Origin of the sequence: Streptomyces shenzhenensis (genome assembly GCF_021462265.1) — a bacterium.
Classification (GTDB): Bacteria; Actinomycetota; Actinomycetes; order Streptomycetales; family Streptomycetaceae; genus Streptomyces; species Streptomyces shenzhenensis.
In genome coordinates this window covers 372030-388757 of sequence record NZ_JAJONF010000004.1, presented here as the reverse complement: position 1 = coordinate 388757, position 16728 = coordinate 372030, and the positions used below count along the sequence as shown (strand labels likewise).

The window sequence follows — 16728 nt, the reverse complement described above, 5'->3', positions numbered from 1 at the left end:
CGGTCGCCACATCGAACAATCCTCGAACACAAGGCCAAACCCGCGCCCGCCGTCCCCCGAAACACGGCCGAATGCCCGTTTCCCGAAACAGCGAAACCTGTTGAAGATTGTCGCGCCCGCATACCGCCGGGTACAGTCGCCGCACTGCTCTGGCAGCCCCTGTTGTCGAGGCGAAAGAGAAGTTGGTGAACGACCGTCACCCGTCGGGGACCATGACCACCCCGGCCCCGGCTTCCGACGCCGATCCGGCGCACTACGCGCCGTACGGCAGCCAGGAAGCCCAGTACGGCGACTTCACCGCGTACGGCGATCACACCGCCGCCGGCGCTTCGTTCCACAGCGACCCGCTCTTCGGCAGCCTTCCGGGCGAGGGCCAGGCCACCGGCGGATACGACGCCACGCAGTGGCAGACGGCCGGCGGCCAGACCCTGAACTACGACCCGTACGCGGCCCAGCACCACGCCGCCTACGACTCCGGCGCCTATGACAGCACCGCGTGGACCGTTCCGGCGCAGGAGACGGTCGCCGACACCAGCGGCCACTGGGACGCGAGCGCCTGGCTCCAGCCCGACCAGTCGGGCCTGGCCGGTGCGACCCAGCAGTGGGAGTGGGGCACCCAGGCCTTCGACACCGGCGGGTACGACGCCACGCAGTGGAACTCCGACGGCACCCCGGCGCAGGCGCAGCATGCCGAGCCCGAGCACGACCGTCCCTACGCGGAGTTCGAGGAGCCCGCTGAGGACTTCCCGCACGACGGGGAGTTGGCCGCCACCGGTGAGCTACCTGCGGTAATGCCATTGCTGGAGGGCCAGGAAGAGGTCACCCCGGCCGCGTCGGCGGCGGCGACCCGCGCCGGCTCCCGCGCGGGGGCGCGCTCCCGTCGCCGTACGCCTCCCAAGCGGTCCGCGCTGCTGACCGTCGCCGTGCCCTCCGTGTGCGTGATGGGGGTCGCCGGGATCGCGGCCGCCTCCGTCGGCAGCCTGACCGACGACGGCAAGGACACCACGGCCTCCGCCTCCGACGCGCAGTCCGTGAAACCGTCCGCCGCCAACAGCAAGCTGGACGCCCAGCTGAGGACGCTCTCGGCGGGCGCCGACGACTTCGCCGACCGGGCCAGCCGGACGCAGGAGCGCATCGACCTCAAGGCCCAGCAGGAGACCGAGAAGAAGAAGGCGGCGGCGGAGGCGGCCCGCAAGGAGCGGCTGCGCCCGAAGTACGTCCTCCCGGTCACCCAGCGAGGACTCAGCGCCTACTTCGGTCAGGCCGGCGTGAACTGGATGTCCGTCCACACGGGCATCGACTTCCCCGTCTCCTACGGCACGACGGTGATGGCCGCGACCGACGGCGTCGTCTCCACCAAGTGGAACAGCGCCTACGGCAACATGATGATCGTGACGGCGAAGGACGGCACGGAGACGTGGTACTGCCACCTCTCGTCGTACCGCGTCGCCCCCGGTACGACGGTGAAGGCCGGCGATCCGATCGCGTTCTCCGGCAACTCCGGCAACTCGACCGGCCCGCATCTGCACTTCGAGGTGCGGCCGGCCGGTGGTGCCGCCATAGACCCGCTGCCCTGGCTGCGCAGCCACGGACTCGACCCGACCTGACCTGGCCGTACCCCGGTGGGCCCCGCCGCTGCGGGGCCCGGTACCGCGCCTTCCTCCGCTACAGCTTCTCCACCGGCGCGTACCGCAGCAGCAGCCGCTTCGGCTTGGTGTCGCCGAAGTCGATCGTCGCCTCCGCGTTGCCGCCGGTGCCCTTGACCGCGACGACCGTGCCGAGGCCGAACTGGTCGTGGGTGACGCGGTCGCCGACGGCCAGCGAGACCACCGGCTTCTCCGAGGTCCGCCGGGTGGCGAAGCCCGACGCGCCCGACGCCGAGGAGCGCGAGCGGGTCGAGGAGAGCGAGGCCGCCACGCCCGCCGCGGGCCCTGCGGAGACCGGCGCCATCGCCCCGGTCCGCTTCCACTCCAGATACGCGCCCGGGATCTCCTCCAGGAAGCGCGAGGGCGGGTTGTACGACGGCTGGCCCCAGGCGCTGCGCATCGACGACCGGGTGAGATACAGCCGCTCCCGCGCGCGCGTGATGCCGACGTAGGCGAGGCGCCGCTCCTCCTCCAGCTCCTTGGTCTGGCCGAGGGCGCGCATGTGCGGGAAGACGCCGTCCTCCATGCCGGTCAGGAACACCACCGGGAATTCGAGGCCCTTGGCGGTGTGCAGGGTCATCAGGGTGATGACGCCGTCGCCGTTCTCGTCCTCGTCGGGGATCTGGTCGGAGTCGGCGACCAGGGCCACCCGCTCCAGGAAGTCGGCGAGCCCGCCCGGCTGCTCCCCCTCACCGGACTCCTGCTCGAACTCCAGTGCCACCGAGGCGAGTTCCTGGAGGTTCTCGATGCGGGTCTCGTCCTGGGGATCCGTCGAGTTCTGCAACTCGGCCAGGTATCCGGTGCGTTCGTAGATCGCCTCCAGGACCGTGGCGGGTCCGGCGCCGGATTCCACGACCGTACGGAGGTCCTCCATCAGCGTGTTGAACCGCTTGACCGCGTTCGCCGACCGTGCGGCCATGCCGTACGCCTCGTCGACCCGCTTGAGCGCCTGCGCGAAGCTGATCTTCTCGCGCTGCGCGAGGGCGTCGATCATCGCCTCCGCGCGGTCGCCGATACCGCGCTTGGGGACGTTGAGGATGCGCCGGAGCGGGACGGAGTCCTCCGGGTTGGCCAGCACCCGCAGGTAGGCCAGGACGTCCCGGACCTCCTTGCGCTCGTAGAAGCGGACGCCGCCGACGACCTTGTAGGGCAGGCCGACGCGGATGAAGATCTCCTCGAAGACACGGGACTGCGCGTTGGTGCGGTAGAAGACGGCGACATCGCCCGCCTTCGCCTCGCCCGCGTCCGTCAGACGGTCTATCTCGTCGGCGACGAACTGCGCCTCGTCGTGCTCGGTGTCGGCGACGTAGCCGGTGATCTGCGCACCCGCGCCCGCGTTGGTCCACAGGTTCTTCGGGCGGCGGGACTCGTTGCGCTCGATGACCGCGTTGGCGGCGCTCAGAATCGTCTGCGTGGAGCGGTAGTTCTGTTCGAGGAGGATCGTCGTCGCGTTCGGGTAGTCCTCCTCGAACTGGAGGATGTTGCGGATCGTCGCGCCCCGGAAGGCGTAGATCGACTGGTCGGCGTCGCCCACGACGCACAGCTCGGCGGGCGCCAGCTCCTGCTCGCCGGGCGGTACGTCGGTGCCGTCGGCGCGCGTGCCGGTGCCGACCAGCTCGCGCACGAGGGCGTACTGGGCGTGGTTGGTGTCCTGGTACTCGTCGACCAGGACGTGCCGGAAGTGGCGGCGGTAGTGCTCGGCGACGTCCGGGAAGGCGCGCAGCAGGTTGACCGTCGTCATGATCAGGTCGTCGAAGTCGAGGGCGTTCGCCTCGCGCAGCCGCGACTGGTAGAGCGCGTAGGCCTGGGCGAGGGTCTTCTCGAAGCCGTCGCTCGCCTGTGCGGCGAAGTCCTCCTCGTCGATCAGCTCGTTCTTGAGGTTGCTGATCTTGGCGCTGAACGACTTGGGCGGGTAGCGCTTGGGGTCGAGGTCCAGGTCGCGGCAGACCAGGGCCATCAGGCGCTTGGAGTCGGCCGCGTCGTAGATCGAGAAGGAGGAGGTGAAGCCGAGCTTCTTGCTCTCCCTGCGCAGGATCCGGACGCAGGCGCTGTGGAAGGTCATCACCCACATCGCGTTCGCGCGCGGGCCCACGAGGTGCTCGACGCGCTCCTTCATCTCGCCCGCGGCCTTGTTGGTGAAGGTGATCGCGAGGATCTGGCCCGGGTGCACCTGGCGTGCGCCGAGCAGGTGGGCGATGCGGTGGGTGAGCACGCGCGTCTTGCCGGAACCGGCGCCGGCCACGATGAGCAGCGGGGAGCCGGCGTGCACGACCGCCGCCCGCTGGTTCTCGTTCAGCCCCTCCAGGAGCGCGGCCGGGTCCAAGGCCGGGCGGGCGGCGCCGTCGCGGTAGTAGGCGTCCCGGTCCGGGGGCACGTCGAACTTCCCGCCGAACAGATCGTCCGGAATCGACTCCGGAGCGTGCTCGTCCTCGGGCGGCGGCGGGGGTTCCTCGTCATGGCCGCGAGGGGCCTGGAGGCTCGCCAGGAAGCTGTCGTCAAAGAGGCTGCTCATCGCTCTCCGAGTCTAGGGCGCCCCACCGACAACCGGTCGCCGCCCCGAAAACTCGCCCAGGTGACCGAGCGGATCCACTCCGTCACGGCTGGCCGGCGCGGGTTCCGGAGCCGGGAACACTCACCGCGAGCCACCCCCTCCGTCCGGACAAGCCACCCATAACCCCACCGATCATCCCACCTGAACAAACCCCAACACCCAGGTCACGAAAATGTATCGGGCATATCGCACATCAACCTTCACAGAGACCACACGAGTTGGTTAGCGTGCCGGGCAGGCCGTACGACACCCACCGGCGAACGTCGCCGGGCCGCACGGCCTCCGCCGAGTCCGGGGCGCCGCCGCGCATCCGGAGCCGGGGACCCACACCGATCCCGGGGTGAATCGGTCCCGACTCCCCTCCGGGGAGCGGACCGTAGGGCAACCCTTCCGAACCACCCGCCCGAACCCGACAGCTAACTCGGTAGGCGGAGTTCTGGAAGGAGTCGCCCCCGTTGGCGTCGCATCGCAAGTCCCGGCCGTCAGGAACGCGCGCGGCAGGCATACGCACGCCCGCCCTGGCCACCGCCGCCCTCACCTCAGTGGCCCTGCTCTCCCAGACGGCCGAGGCCACACCCTCCACGGACGGGAAGCCGAGCCTGGAGGAGGTCGAGAAGAAGGTCGACGCCCTCTACCGCCAGGCGGAGTCGGCGACCGAGAAGTACAACGCCGCCAAGGAGCGGACCGACAGGCAGCGCAAGCAGGTCGACACCCTGCTCGACGACGTCGCCCGGCGCACGGACCGGCTGAACACGGCGCGCGAGGAACTGGGTTCGTTCGCCGCGGCCCAGTACCGGACCGGGGCCGCCGCCCCCGACACGGCGACCTTCCTGCTCGCGGACAGTCCGCAGGACTACTTCGACCAGACGCAGCTGATGAGCCGGCTGACCTCGCGCCAGAAGGGCGCGGTCGACGACTACGTCACAGAGCAGTCCGCGACCATGGAGAAGCGGCAGGAGGCCGCCCGGAGTCTCGAAACGCTCACCGAGACGCAGGACGACCTCAAGACCGCCAAGACCACCGTCCAGGCGAAGCTGGCCTCCGCGCGGGAGCTGCTGTCGCGGCTGACGGCCGCGGAGAAGGCACGGCTGGCGGCGATCGAGAAGCGGCAGCAGGAGGAGGCGGCCCGCAAGGCGGCAGAACTGGCGAGGCAGCAGGCCGCGGCCGCCGGCCAGGCGACGTCCGCGACCTCGACGCCGAGCGGTTCCTCTTCCGCCTCCGGCTCCGCCTACGCCACGAAGGCCGCCAAGGCGATCGCCTTCGCCCGCGCGCAGATCGGCAAGCCGTACGTCTGGGGCGCCACCGGTCCCGGCTCCTACGACTGCTCCGGGCTCTCCCAGGCCGCCTGGAAGGCCGCCGGCGTCTCCCTGCCACGCACCACCTACGACCAGGTGAACGCCGGCACCACCGTCCCCCTCGCCGACGCCCAACCCGGTGACCTGGTCTTCTTCTACGACGACGTCAGCCACGTCGGCATCTACATCGGCAACGGCATGATGATCCACGCCCCGAAGCCCGGCGCGTACGTCCGGGAGGAGTCGATCTACTACGGGGGCGAGTCGATCATCCACAGCGTGGTCCGCCCGGCCTGACCGGCAGGTCGGCACTGACGGGGGCGCCCTTCAGCCGACACGCGCCCCCAGCCGCTTCCCCGTACCCGCCCGACCCCACCGATCCCGGGGGCACCGCGCGCTCGCGCCCTTTCCCGCGACCGCGCGGTTTTCGGGCCGCACGCGCGCGTGGCCCGTTCGTGTCGCGGCCGGCTCTCCCTAGCATCAGGGACATGTCCGGCATCTCACCCCTGCGCACCTGGTGGGCGCAGCGTCCACCGGCGACCGGGGCCGCCGTGATGGCCACCGGCATCATGTCGACGGGGCTGCACCTGGCGGGCGCGGAGGCCCTGTCCCGGGTGGCGCTGGTGGCGGCCTGCGTGATGTGGGTGGCGCTGGCCGCGGACGTCGCCGTACGGCTGGTCCTCGACCGTCGGCGGCGGGTGGCCCAGGCTCGGACGCCGGGCACGCTCAGCGCGGTGGCCGCGACGACGGTGCTGGGGACGCGGTTCTCGGCGCTCGGGTGGCAGACCCTCGCCGAGGCCCTGCTCGCGCTGTCGGTGGTGCTGTGGCTGCCACTGCTGATCCTGGTCGTGAAGCACTGGAAGCCGCGCATGCCCGGCGCCGTCTTCCTGGTCTGCGTGGCCACCCAGGGACCGGCCGTGCTGGGAGCGACGCTGGCGGCGGCCGTTGCGACGGCGTGGCTCGCGCACCTCTCGCTGGTCCTTTTCTGGCTCGGGCTGGCGATGTACGGGCTCGCCGTGGCCCGGTTCGGGTGGCGGCAGATCGCCGAGGGGCCCGGTGACCAGTGGGTGGCGGGCGGCGCGCTCGCGATCTCCACGCTGGCCGGGGCCAGCCTGCTGGCCGCCGACAGTGCGCGGCTGTACCTGTGGAACGACGACGACCGCGGTGTCCTGCGCACGGTGACGGTGGCGCTGCTGGTCCTGGCCCTGGCCTGGTACGTCGTCCTGCTGGCCGCGGAGGTGGCGTGGCCCCGGCCGCGCTACGACGTCCACCGCTGGGCGACGGTGTTCCCGATGGGGATGACGGCCACGGCGACGCTGTCGGTCGCGGCCGCCGTCGGCGGCGCTTGGCTGAAATGGCCGGGGCGGGTGCTGGTGTGGGTCGCGGTGGCGGCCTGGCTGACGGTGGCGGCCGGTGCGGCGGCGGCCGCCGGTGCCGGCCTCAGGAAAGCCCGCTGAGGATCGCGCCCGCGGCCCTGGCGGGACTCACGTCCGCGGTGGGGCTCACGTCCGCGATGAGGCCCATGTCCGCGGTGGGGCTCACGTCCACAGGACGGCGATGAAGATGTTCGCCATGGTCAGCAGGCCCACCAGGCCGAAGGCACCCTTCTCCACCTTCTCGTCGTCCCGTTTCACGTAGACGAGCCCGAGGATCACGATCAGCAGGGCGAGTTTCACGCCGATCTTGATCGTGTTGACATGGTGGCCGTCGGCCTCGTTGAGGCCGACCAGGATCACACCGGTCGCGAGCATGGTGAACGCGCCGTGCAGCATTCCGGGCACGAACCGGGCCGTGCCCTGGCCCATCGCCTTCATCTGGGTGAGGAAGCCGCCGAGGAGCGCGGCGATGCCGATGATGTGCAGGCCGACGAAGAGATGGATGAGTACGTCCATGGCCCCGGAGCCTAACCAGGGCACCACGGGGCACCGGGCACCGGCCCCTCCCTCGGCGCCGTCGCCCCGCATATATGCACCCCATAGCACTCCGCGTCCCCCGCCAGCCCCGGAACCGCCGCTTCGGTCATCCCGCCCCGCGAAGCCGACGGCTCCGGGCCGGAATGCCGTACACATACCGTCGGGTAACGATCCGGTCACGTCAATTCCGTGCATCGCGTCACCAAGCCGACGCACTCGGGCCTAGCGTCCTCCCCCAGGTGACCGACTCCCCACCGCCGCCCGGGCCAGGGGCGGCAGTCGGACACCACCGCCGAGAAGTCCGGCGGCGGGCCGCCACCCCTGCGCGGGCCGCCGCCGGACGCGCACCCCGCTACTCCCCCGCGGCCGTGCGGACGCTCCCCGGCGTTCGCACGGACGAGACGGCGTTCGTACGAAAGGACGGGACACTCCAGGTGGCAGCGCACCGCAAGCCCCGACAGCACTCGCTCAGCGGCAACACGGCCCGTGCGGCCACCGTCCTCGCCCTGGCGGGCGCGGCCACCGCGACGGCTTTCGAAGGGACCGGGAACGCCGAGCCGCCACTGACACCGGCGCAGGTGAAGGCCAAGGTGGACCAGCTGTACCAGGAGGCCGAGGCGGCCACCCAGAAGTACGACGGAGCGAAGGAGAAGGCCGACACCGCCCAGCGGCGGCTGACGTCGCTGCAGGACGAGACCGCCCGCGCGCAGCAGAAACTCAACTCCGCCCGGGACGCACTCGGTTCGATAGCGGCCGCGCAGTACCGCGACGGCGGTATCGATCCGTCCTGGCAGTTGGCGCTGTCCAGCGACCCCGACCGCTACCTGGACGACGCGGCGTTGGCCGAGCGGGCCGGCGACCGGCAGGCCGGCGCGGTGGCGCGGGTGCGCGGCCGGCTGCGGGAGATCGAGCAACTGCGCGGCGCCGCGCACGTGGAACTGGCCTCGCTGCGGTCCCGGCAGGCCGAGCTGGAACGGCAGAAGACCGCCATCGACGGCAAGCTCGGCGAAGCCCGGCGGCTCCTGGGCCGGCTGTCGCCGGGGCAGCGTGCGGCGGTCACGGCGGACGACGGCACCGGGCGCGCCTCCCGCTCCGCGACGGACGCCCGCGCCCCGCTGACCGCCGGCAGCGTCGGCGCCACCGACTCCCGGGCCGCGGCCGCCCTCGCCTATGCCTACTCGAAGCTCGGCAGCCCCTACGTCTGGGGCGCTACCGGCCCCGACGCCTTCGACTGCTCGGGCCTCGCCCAGGCCGCCTACCGCTCCGCCGGCGTCTCCATCCCCCGCACCACGTACGCCCAGATCAACGCCGGCCGCCGCGTCTCCCGCTCCGAACTCCAGCCTGGTGACCTGGTGTTCTTCTACTCCGGTGTCAGCCACGTCGGCATCTACATCGGCGGCGGCGAGATGATCCACGCGCCCAACCCGTCGGCGCCGGTACGGATCGCCCCGATCGACGAGATGCCGTTCGCGGGGGCCACACGGGTCGTGTGAGCCGCCGGTTCCCGGTCGGCCGCGCGGCGCCGAGTCCGCGCGGCTCCGCCTCAGACCAGCCGGCGCGCCGTCGCCCAGCGGGTCAGTTCGTGCCGGTTCGACAGCTGCAGCTTCCGCAGCACCGCCGAGACATGGGACTCGACCGTCTTGACGGAGATGAACAGCTGCTTGGCGATCTCCTTGTAGGCGTAGCCACGGGCGATCAGGCGCAGCACCTCCCGCTCGCGCTGGGTGAGGCGGTCGAGGTCCTCGTCGACCGGCGGGGCGTCGGTGGAGGCGAACGCGTCCAGGACGAACCCGGCGAGCCGCGGCGAGAAGACGGCGTCGCCCTCCTGGACCCGGAAGATCGAGTCGACCAGGTCGGTGCCGGTGATGGTCTTGGTGACGTAGCCGCGGGCGCCGCCGCGGATCACGCCGATCACGTCCTCGGCCGCGTCCGACACGGACAGCGCCAGGAAGCGCACCGGCTGCTCGGCGTCCGCCATCAACGGCGCGCAACGGCGCAGCACTTCGACCCCGCCGCCGCCCGGCAGGTGCACGTCCAGGAGGACCACCTCGGGCCGGGTCGCGGTGATCACCGAGACCGCCTGGTCGACGTCGGCGGCCTCGCCGATCACCTCGACGCCGGTCTGCTCGGTCTGCCCGATCTCGGCCTGCACGCCGGTCCGGAACATCCGGTGGTCGTCGACGAGGACCACGCGCACCCGACGCCCGGCCTTCTCCGCGCCTTCCGCCGGGCCGTTCGCCTCGGTCGCGTCGCTCATGACGTCTTCTCCGCCCTCTCCATCTCCAGCTCGACCTCCGTACCGCCGCCCGGCACGGACCGCAGCCGTGCGGTGCCGCCGTGGCGCTCCATGCGGCCGATGACCGATTCTCTGACACCCATGCGGTCGGCGGGTATCGAATCGAGGTCGAAGCCGGGACCGCGGTCGCGGACGGACACGAAGACCGTCCTGCCCTCGACTTCGGCGTAGACCTGGACGGCGCCGCCCTCGCCACCGTACTTGGCCGCGTTGACCATCGCCTCACGTGCGGCCTGCATCTGCGCGCCCGTCCGCTCGTCGAGCGGGCAGTCGCCGACCACCACGACCTCGATGGGAACGCCGTGCTTGTCCTCGACCTCCGCCGCGTTGCGCCGGACCGCGTCGGCGAGGGTGGCGGGTTCGTCGGCCTCGTCCTTGCCGGTGCCCTCCGGCTTGTAGAGCCAGGTGCGCAGGTCGCGCTCCTGGGCGCGGGCGAGGCGGCGCACCTCGCCCGCGTTCTCCGCGTTGCGCTGGATCAGGGTGAGGGTGTGCAGCACGGAGTCGTGGACGTGGGCGGCGACCTCGGCACGCTCCTGGGCGCGGATGCGCATCAGCCGCTCCTCGGAGAGGTCCTGGGTCATGCGCACGAGATACGGACCGGCGAGCAGCGTGATGCCGACGAGCACGGCGAGGGCCGCCTGGAGCACCGCGCCGATGTGCGCGGCGGAGCCCTGCATGACGAAGACGCCCGAGACGCCCGCGGTGACGAGCAGCACGCCGACGCCCGCGCGCAGCAGGGTGAGCGTACGGCGCCGGCTGCCGACCTCGACCCAGCGGGCCCGGCGGGCGTTGTCCGCCTGGCGCCAGACGAGGGCTACACCGGCGGCGACCAGGACCGCGGGCAGGAGATAGGCCTTGGCGCCGCTGGTCAGGTTGACGCTGCTCACGAACACCATGGCCACGACGACCATGAGGAGCAGGGCGACGATCTGGCCCCGGTCCGGTTTGCGGGCGACGAGTCTGCGGCGGCCGTCGGCCAGGGTCTCGGTGGCGACCAGGGACGGCGGCTTCTGGCCGCCGACCCCGCCGACCCCGAGGGGTACGAAGAACCAGAACGCGGCGTACAGCAGCGCGCCGAGCCCGTTGGCCATGAACAGGCCGACGAAGACCAGCCGCACCCAGACCACGGGCAGCCCGAGGTGCCCGGCGAGGCCCCGCGCCACTCCGCCGAGCCAGCGGCCGTCGCTGCTGCGGTAGAGCTTGCGCGGCGGCCGCGGGTCGTCGAGGGGCACTGCTGCGGCTTCCGGCATGCCATCGATGTTCACACGCCCGGAGTTGCGGAGCATCAGGGTCGACCCCCGAGACTCCCCTGATCTTCGGATTTCCCCCGGCTCCGGGGCGCCGCGGCCCCGTTCGAACGCTTCCCGGTCCGGCCTCGGGGCCGATTTCAGGGTTCGGCCAGGGTCATCCCGACTGCCGTTGCGGCGGCACGGCCGTCACCATTGACTCATGACTGATCACGAGCACGCCGCGACGGGTCCGGGACCCGGCCCCGGCCCGCGGCCCGCAGCGGGCTCCGGGCCGTCGGATGCCGCGCCCGCCGCGGCGGAGACGGCCACGACGGGGGCCGGCGCCACCGGCGCCGGCGCGGAAGCCGTCGACGCGGCCCCCGTCCGGTTCCGGCGTGACCGCAGGCACAAGGTGATCGCGGGCGTGTGCGCGGGGCTCGGGCGCCACACCGACCTGGACCCGGTGATCTTCCGCATCACGTTGGCCGTGCTGGCCGCGACCGGCGGCATCGGCCTCCTCTTCTACGGCTTCGCCTGGCTCTTCGTGCCGTACGAGGACGACGAGGAGAACGAGGTCCGCAAGCTGCTGACCGGCCGGGTCGACGGGCAGGCCCTGGCGGCCGTGCTGTTCGCGCTGGTCGGCTGCGGGGTGCTGCTGACGATGATCAGGAACGGCCAGGTGCTGGCGTTCGCCGTCGTCCTCTCCCTGCTGCTGGCCGGCGCCGGGTACTGGTCGCGGCGCCGCGGCGCCCCCGATCCCGACCCGCTGTCCGCGCAGGCCGTCGCCGACGCCCCGCCGGAGGCCCAGGCGCCGCCGATCCCGATCTCCTACCCGTCGTGGTGGCGCGACCCGATCGTCAAGGACGGCACGCATGTCGGCGGCACCGGCTATCTCTGGGGCCCGGCCGACGCGCGCGGCCGGGCCGCCCCCGGGCTCGACATCCGGCTGAGCACCCCATGGGTCCACGGCCAGGACGTCCGCGCCCGGCAGAGCCCGCCCCCGAAGCCGCGCGGGCCGCGCTGGATCGGTGGCTGGATCTTCCTGTTCGCACTGCTGGCGGGCGGTCTGGGCACCAGCCTGACCTGGGACGGGCACCCACTGGGCACCAGCCTGCAGGCCGGTCTGGCCTGCGCGCTGACCGTGTTCGGGCTGGGCACGGCGCTCAGCTCGTTCCTCGGACGCACCGGCGCCGGCTCGCTGTTCCTGGCGCTGGTCACGGCGGCGCTGCTGGCGGGCGCGACGGCCCTGCCGTCCGACATCAGCACCCACTGGACGCGGACGTCCTGGACCCCGGCCACGACGGCGGAGGTGTCGCCGAAGTACGACCTCGGGACGGGCGTGGCCACGCTGGACCTGACGCACATACGCATCGCCCAGGGACAGACGGTGGCGACGTCGGCCGAGGTGGGCGCCGGCCAGCTGAAGATCGTCGTGCCGGCGGACGTGACCGTGGGAATGACCATCGACGTGGGGGTGGGCGACATCCAGTTGCCCGGTGACGACAAGAAGGACGTGGACGTGCAGCCGGGCAGGCACCAGAACGTGACGCTGCCGCCGACGAGCGGCGCCAAGAACGCGGGGACGCTCGACCTGGATCTCCAGGTCGGCGCGGGACAGGTGGAGGTGACCCGTGCTGCGGCATGAGTTCCAGCCCGGGCGGCTGGTAGTCGGCGTCTTCCTGACGGGGGCGGGGGTCGCCTACGCCGGGGACGCGGGCGGCTGGTGGGACACCGAGTGGTTCGCGGTCATCCCCGTGCTGGTGGTCGGCCTGTTCCTGGCAGGGGTGACCGCGGCCCTGAACCGGGCGATACGCCGGCGCCGCGGCACACCGGAGGGCTAGCCGCGGCACACCGGAGGCCTGGAAGAGGGCCGAGAAGGCCAGGAGCCGGCCCGCTACAGGCCCAGTGAGGCCCGTGCTGAGAGGTGTCGGCGTCGGGCTCGGAGCATCGCGTCCAGGGAGAGGTAGGGGGCGCCGGCGAGGACCAGGGGAAGCCAGGCCATCAGGTAGGCGAGGTCGTTGCCGTAGTAGTACGGGGAATTGGCCCAGCTCACGGTCAGCCAGAGGCTGAGCGAGATCAGCGCGCCGCCGAGCGCGGCCAGGCGGGCCAGCAGGCCGAAGAGGGTGCCGAGGCCCACGGCGAGCTCGCCGATGGCGATCGCGGTGCCGAAGCCGACGGGGTTCTTCAGGGCCAGGTCCACCAGGGCCGGGATCGCGGCGGAGTCACGGACCCCTCGCATGGTGTCGCCGATGGACCCGGACCCGCCGGATTTCAGGAAGGCGCTGTCGGTCAGCTTGTCCAGGCCGGCGTAGATGAAGGTGACGCCCAGGAAGATCCGCAGAGGAAGGAGGGCGTATCGGGTGGCGGTGTCGCGCAGCCCGCGGTCGCCGCCGAGATAGGGGGTGTGCGTGTCCGAACGAATGCTGTGAGTCATCGTCAGTAGCCGCCTCTCGCCGCGTGCCCATGCCCCTCAACAGACCATACGTACGACAACGGCGACCGGCTCAACCCTCTCCGGAACGTTTTTCCGAATTTCGGCCGGACTCAGCCACCCGTGAGGAGGAGAACCGAGGGCAGGGAACGCCGGAAAGATCCCGGCCGGGCCGTTCAGTCGGTCACCTCGACCACGCAGCGGTTGGTCGCCACTCCCGCCGCCGTCACCACCTGGACCTCGACCGAGCCGGGCTCCACGTCGGCCGGGACGGGGACGGTGAGGACCTGGTCCGTGGGGTTGCTGAAGCCGCCGGTGACGGGGACCAGGGGAACGTGGACGTTGACGGCCCCGATGCGGACGACCATGCGGGAGAGCCGGTCGGCGCTCTGGGCGCCGGGCGGCACGAAGCCGGTGCCGCGGATCTCGATGTCGTCGCCCGTGCGGATCGGGGCGTCCAGGTCACCGGCCTCGCGGGCGCGCACGACGGAGAGGATCACCGGGCGGCCGCCCTCGGCGTACTTGCCGGCCAGGTAGGTCGCGGCGGAGATCAGGACCACCGTCGCGAGGCCCCAGGGCAGGTCGGGGAGCTGATCGGGGCGGCGGGCGAGCCGTACGGCGGCGAAGAGCAGGGCGACGGCGCTGATGGCGACGTACTGGATGTCGGCGAAGGTGCCGCGGCCGGCGTCGTCGGTGAGCAGGTCGGCGGCGCGGGGGCGGGGGGCGCGCACCTTCTGCAGGCGCTGGCCGGCGATGCGCAGGCCGACCACCCGGCGCACCAGGACGGCGATGCCGCAGACCACGGCGAGCACGGTCACCACACCGGCGCCGCGCGCGAGGTCGAGACCGGAGATGAGGGCGTCGCGTTCGGCGGAGGAGGAGGCGGCGGCCAGGCGGCCGGCCAGGACGAGGACGGAATAGGCGACGAAGAGGACCCAGGAGGCGGCGACGGTGCGGGAGGTGGACATGCGGTTGTCCTCGCCGATGACGGGGGCGAGCACCCCGCCGCGCGAGCGGTGGAACCAGGAGGCGGCGGTGAGGGCGAGGGCCGTGATCAGGGCGGCGAGCAGGCCAGCGGTGCGGGCGCTGGTCCAGCCCGCACCGACGGCGGTGAGGGACTGGGTGAGGAGCATGATCACGACGGCTGCCCAGACGGTGCACGCGGTGCGCAGCCAGAGACGGGCGAGCCAGGCCCGGCCCTCGGCGCGGCCGCGTTCGGCGACCACGTCGGCGGACTGGGTGAGTTCCTCGGAGACCCACTGGCGGGAGGCGGAGACCGAGTGGGCCACCGCCGCGGGCAGCCCCTGTCCGGCCGCGAACTCATCGCGTTTGAGAAGGAATTCGGCCACCGCCCGCCGGTGCCCCGCGCGGGCCCCGTGCGGGCAGTCCCCGCACGCGCAGCCGCCCCCGTGGACACCCGAACCGGCGCCCCGCCCCGCCTCCCGCACCGCCACGCCCGACGCCCGCCTTCCCCACGCCCGGGGCACGACCCGCAGGGCCCTCCCCGGGGCCGGACGGCGTCGTGCAACTCCCTTGTGTCGAGAGCGAATTGTGCCCTACGCCAGGCCGTTCGCGTGCAGTGGGTCGGTCACGACGAGTGAAGGTGCGGCGGACATGTTGACCTGGCTGCGAGAATTTCCCCATGGCCGAGATCATCCAGCGGGACGGGACCTGGGCCTTCGACGGCAGCACCGTCCGGATCACACCGGGACGCCACCGTTGCGTACCGCTGTTCCGGCAGACCTACGGGGAGATCGCCGTGCCCCTGGAGGCGGTGGCGGGGGTGGCGTACGAGCCGGAGCGCAGGCGGGGGCGCCTGCGGATGCGGCTTCGCGAGGGTGCGGACCCGTTGTTGCAGGCGACGGGCGGGCGGTTGCCGGAGGCGGCGGATCCGTACCGGCTGACGGTGGACGGGGACCGGTCCGGGGTGGCCGAGTACGTCGTGGCGGAGATCCGGCAGTCGCTGCTGCTGGACCAGGTCCCGAAGGAGCCGACGAAGACGTATCTGCTGCCGGGGCCGCCGGTTCCGGTGTCGGTGCGGTCCTCGGACGGCACGGTGTCGTTCGACGGTACGCAGGTGCGCATCGACTGGGCCGACACCTCCGACCGGGTCAAGCGGGCCACCGGGCCCCGGATCATCGGCGTCGGCGATCTGGTGCAGGTGGAGTGGCTGCCCAACTCCGGCCACGGGGAGGGCTTCCTGCGGTTCGTGACCCGGGAGACAGCGTTCTCGAAGCTGCCGGCCGAGCGCGACCCGTACGCCCTCGACCTGTGGGGCAGTGTCCGCCGCGACCTGCTGACGGCGCTGGTCGCGGCGGCGGTCACGGCCCGGCTGCCGCATCCCTCGACCCGGCCGGGCGCGGAGTACACCGGCCGGGACCGCGCCCCGGTGACCGTGCCGCGCCAGTCGGCCGACCATCACGACGTCCTGCTGCGCAGACTGCGGGAGCTGGGCGAGCTGCACCGGGACGGAGTGCTCACGGACGAGGAGTTCGCGCTGACGAAGGCGGCCGTGTTGCGAAGTTTCTGAACCGGGGGCTAGCTCAGCAGGTCCGGTTCGCTGCGGCTGATGTCCTGCCACAGGGGCTGGTAGTTGATCCAGGCGACCAGGTCGCCGCCGAGCTGCTCGCGGGTGGCGACGGCGAGTTTGTGGTCGATGAGCAGCGGCCGGCCGGCCGCCTTGGCGGTCAGCTGGACCTGCGCGGACTTCTCCATCGACAGGAACCACCAGGCCGCCGCGTCCACCGAGTCGCCGACGGTCAGCAGTCCGTGGTTGCGCAGCACCAGCGCCTTGCGGGAGCCGAGGGCAGCGGCGATCCGGCGGCCCTCCTCGGCGTCGACGGCGACGCCGGTGTAGGCGTCGTAGAGGGCGTGGTCCTCGTAGAAGGCACAGCTCTCCTGGCTGATCGGGTCGAGCAGGTCGCCGAGGGCGGACAGGGCGCGGCCGTGCACGGAGTGGCAGTGGGCGACGGCGACGACGTCCGGGCGGGCCGCGTGCACCTGCGCGTGGACGGTGAAGGCGGCCTGGTTGACGTGGTAGCCGCCCTCGATCACCTGGCCGTCCTGGTTGGCGAGGACGAGGTCGCTCACGGTGACGTGCTTGAACGGCATGCCGAACGGGTTGACCCAGAAACAGTTCGAGTATTCGGGGTCGCGGGCGGTGATGTGCCCGGACACCCCGTCCTCCAGTCCGGACCGGCCGAAGATCCGCAGCGCGCCTGCGAGCCGCTCCTTGCGATGCCGGCGCTCGTCGTCGAGCGAGTCGTACATCGGCGGCATCGCGAACTGGAGCTGATCGGTGGGCAGCGGCAGGGGCGGGGTCGGCCCGTGCATAGGTCCTCCAGCACTGGGTTTTTGTTACGGCCGG

Annotated in this window: 14 protein-coding genes and 1 riboswitch; of the genes, 7 read left to right on the top strand and 7 right to left on the bottom strand. The window is 72.2% G+C overall.

Annotated elements, in window-relative coordinates; translation table 11 throughout:
• The first annotated feature begins 185 nt into the window (after positions 1–185).
• The gene (locus LQ326_RS08355; protein ID WP_234534212.1) at positions 186–1607 is read left to right on the top strand and encodes a M23 family metallopeptidase; all 1422 of its coding nucleotides are present in this window, start codon (positions 186–188) and stop codon (positions 1605–1607) included.
• A 58-nt stretch (positions 1608–1665) separates the two neighbouring features.
• Here LQ326_RS08355 and pcrA read toward each other — a convergent pair whose 3' ends face one another.
• Positions 1666–4158 (bottom strand): DNA helicase PcrA, encoded by a 2493-nt coding sequence (pcrA, locus tag LQ326_RS08350; protein ID WP_234534211.1) that lies wholly within the window; start codon positions 4156–4158, stop codon positions 1666–1668.
• A gap of 312 nt (positions 4159–4470) precedes the next feature.
• Positions 4471–4645, top strand: a riboswitch (cyclic di-AMP (ydaO/yuaA leader).
• A gap of 7 nt (positions 4646–4652) precedes the next feature.
• Between pcrA and LQ326_RS08345 the strand changes: the two genes are divergently transcribed.
• Both LQ326_RS08345 and LQ326_RS08340 read left to right on the top strand, forming a co-directional pair.
• Positions 4653–5789 (top strand): C40 family peptidase, encoded by a 1137-nt coding sequence (locus tag LQ326_RS08345; protein ID WP_234534210.1) that lies wholly within the window; start codon positions 4653–4655, stop codon positions 5787–5789.
• A 191-nt stretch (positions 5790–5980) separates the two neighbouring features.
• The gene (locus LQ326_RS08340) at positions 5981–6949 is read left to right on the top strand and encodes a tellurite resistance/C4-dicarboxylate transporter family protein (protein ID WP_234534209.1); all 969 of its coding nucleotides are present in this window, start codon (positions 5981–5983) and stop codon (positions 6947–6949) included.
• Between the two features lie 81 nt (positions 6950–7030).
• Here the strand turns inward: LQ326_RS08340 and LQ326_RS08335 are convergent, their stop codons facing one another.
• Positions 7031–7384: a hypothetical protein gene (locus tag LQ326_RS08335; protein ID WP_234534208.1), complete on the bottom strand. Its 354-nt coding sequence runs from the start codon at positions 7382–7384 to the stop codon at positions 7031–7033.
• A 455-nt stretch (positions 7385–7839) separates the two neighbouring features.
• On the opposite strand from LQ326_RS08335, the gene LQ326_RS08330 reads away from it, so the two are divergent.
• Positions 7840–8898: a C40 family peptidase gene (locus tag LQ326_RS08330; protein ID WP_234534207.1), complete on the top strand. Its 1059-nt coding sequence runs from the start codon at positions 7840–7842 to the stop codon at positions 8896–8898.
• A gap of 50 nt (positions 8899–8948) precedes the next feature.
• Here the strand turns inward: LQ326_RS08330 and LQ326_RS08325 are convergent, their stop codons facing one another.
• Together LQ326_RS08325 and LQ326_RS08320 are read right to left on the bottom strand one after the other, a co-directional pair.
• Complete coding sequence (locus tag LQ326_RS08325) at positions 8949–9662, bottom strand: LuxR C-terminal-related transcriptional regulator (protein ID WP_234534206.1); 714 nt, start codon at positions 9660–9662, stop codon at positions 8949–8951.
• Entirely contained in the window at positions 9659–10951 is a 1293-nt protein-coding gene (locus tag LQ326_RS08320) for an ATP-binding protein (RefSeq protein ID WP_234534205.1), read from the bottom strand. Before LQ326_RS08320 ends, LQ326_RS08325 begins: the two co-directional genes overlap by 4 nt.
• 199 nt (positions 10952–11150) lie before the next feature.
• On the opposite strand from LQ326_RS08320, the gene LQ326_RS08315 reads away from it, so the two are divergent.
• Together LQ326_RS08315 and LQ326_RS08310 are read left to right on the top strand one after the other, a co-directional pair.
• Positions 11151–12575, top strand: a complete 1425-nt coding sequence (locus LQ326_RS08315; RefSeq protein ID WP_234534204.1) for a PspC domain-containing protein — start codon at positions 11151–11153, stop codon at positions 12573–12575.
• The gene (locus LQ326_RS08310) at positions 12562–12771 is read left to right on the top strand and encodes a hypothetical protein (RefSeq protein WP_234534203.1); all 210 of its coding nucleotides are present in this window, start codon (positions 12562–12564) and stop codon (positions 12769–12771) included. Before LQ326_RS08315 ends, LQ326_RS08310 begins: the two co-directional genes overlap by 14 nt.
• A gap of 53 nt (positions 12772–12824) precedes the next feature.
• On the opposite strand, the gene LQ326_RS08305 is transcribed toward LQ326_RS08310, so the two are convergent.
• A complete protein-coding gene (locus LQ326_RS08305; RefSeq protein ID WP_234534202.1) occupies positions 12825–13364 on the bottom strand; it encodes a DoxX family protein in 540 nt (179 codons plus the stop codon).
• Between the two features lie 173 nt (positions 13365–13537).
• Positions 13538–14815 (bottom strand): hypothetical protein, encoded by a 1278-nt coding sequence (locus tag LQ326_RS08300; RefSeq protein ID WP_234534200.1) that lies wholly within the window; start codon positions 14813–14815, stop codon positions 13538–13540.
• 188 nt (positions 14816–15003) lie between these two features.
• Between LQ326_RS08300 and LQ326_RS08295 the strand changes: the two genes are divergently transcribed.
• Positions 15004–15891, top strand: a complete 888-nt coding sequence (locus LQ326_RS08295; RefSeq protein WP_234534198.1) for a DUF4429 domain-containing protein — start codon at positions 15004–15006, stop codon at positions 15889–15891.
• Between the two features lie 8 nt (positions 15892–15899).
• On the opposite strand, the gene LQ326_RS08290 is transcribed toward LQ326_RS08295, so the two are convergent.
• Entirely contained in the window at positions 15900–16694 is a 795-nt protein-coding gene (locus LQ326_RS08290; protein WP_234534197.1) for a class II aldolase/adducin family protein, read from the bottom strand.
• Positions 16695–16728 lie beyond the last annotated feature (34 nt).

Coding starts and splice junctions, on each gene's coding strand:
- LQ326_RS08340 (WP_234534209.1), top strand. CDS start 5,981: ATGTCCGGCATCTCACCCCTGCGCACCTGGTGGGCGCAGCGTCCACCG.
- LQ326_RS08315 (WP_234534204.1), top strand. CDS start 11,151: ATGACTGATCACGAGCACGCCGCGACGGGTCCGGGACCCGGCCCCGGC.
- LQ326_RS08305 (WP_234534202.1), bottom strand. CDS start 13,364: ATGACTCACAGCATTCGTTCGGACACGCACACCCCCTATCTCGGCGGC.
- LQ326_RS08325 (WP_234534206.1), bottom strand. CDS start 9,662: ATGAGCGACGCGACCGAGGCGAACGGCCCGGCGGAAGGCGCGGAGAAG.
- pcrA (WP_234534211.1), bottom strand. CDS start 4,158: ATGAGCAGCCTCTTTGACGACAGCTTCCTGGCGAGCCTCCAGGCCCCT.
- LQ326_RS08295 (WP_234534198.1), top strand. CDS start 15,004: ATGGCCGAGATCATCCAGCGGGACGGGACCTGGGCCTTCGACGGCAGC.
- LQ326_RS08320 (WP_234534205.1), bottom strand. CDS start 10,951: ATGCCGGAAGCCGCAGCAGTGCCCCTCGACGACCCGCGGCCGCCGCGC.
- LQ326_RS08335 (WP_234534208.1), bottom strand. CDS start 7,384: ATGGACGTACTCATCCATCTCTTCGTCGGCCTGCACATCATCGGCATC.
- LQ326_RS08290 (WP_234534197.1), bottom strand. CDS start 16,694: ATGCACGGGCCGACCCCGCCCCTGCCGCTGCCCACCGATCAGCTCCAG.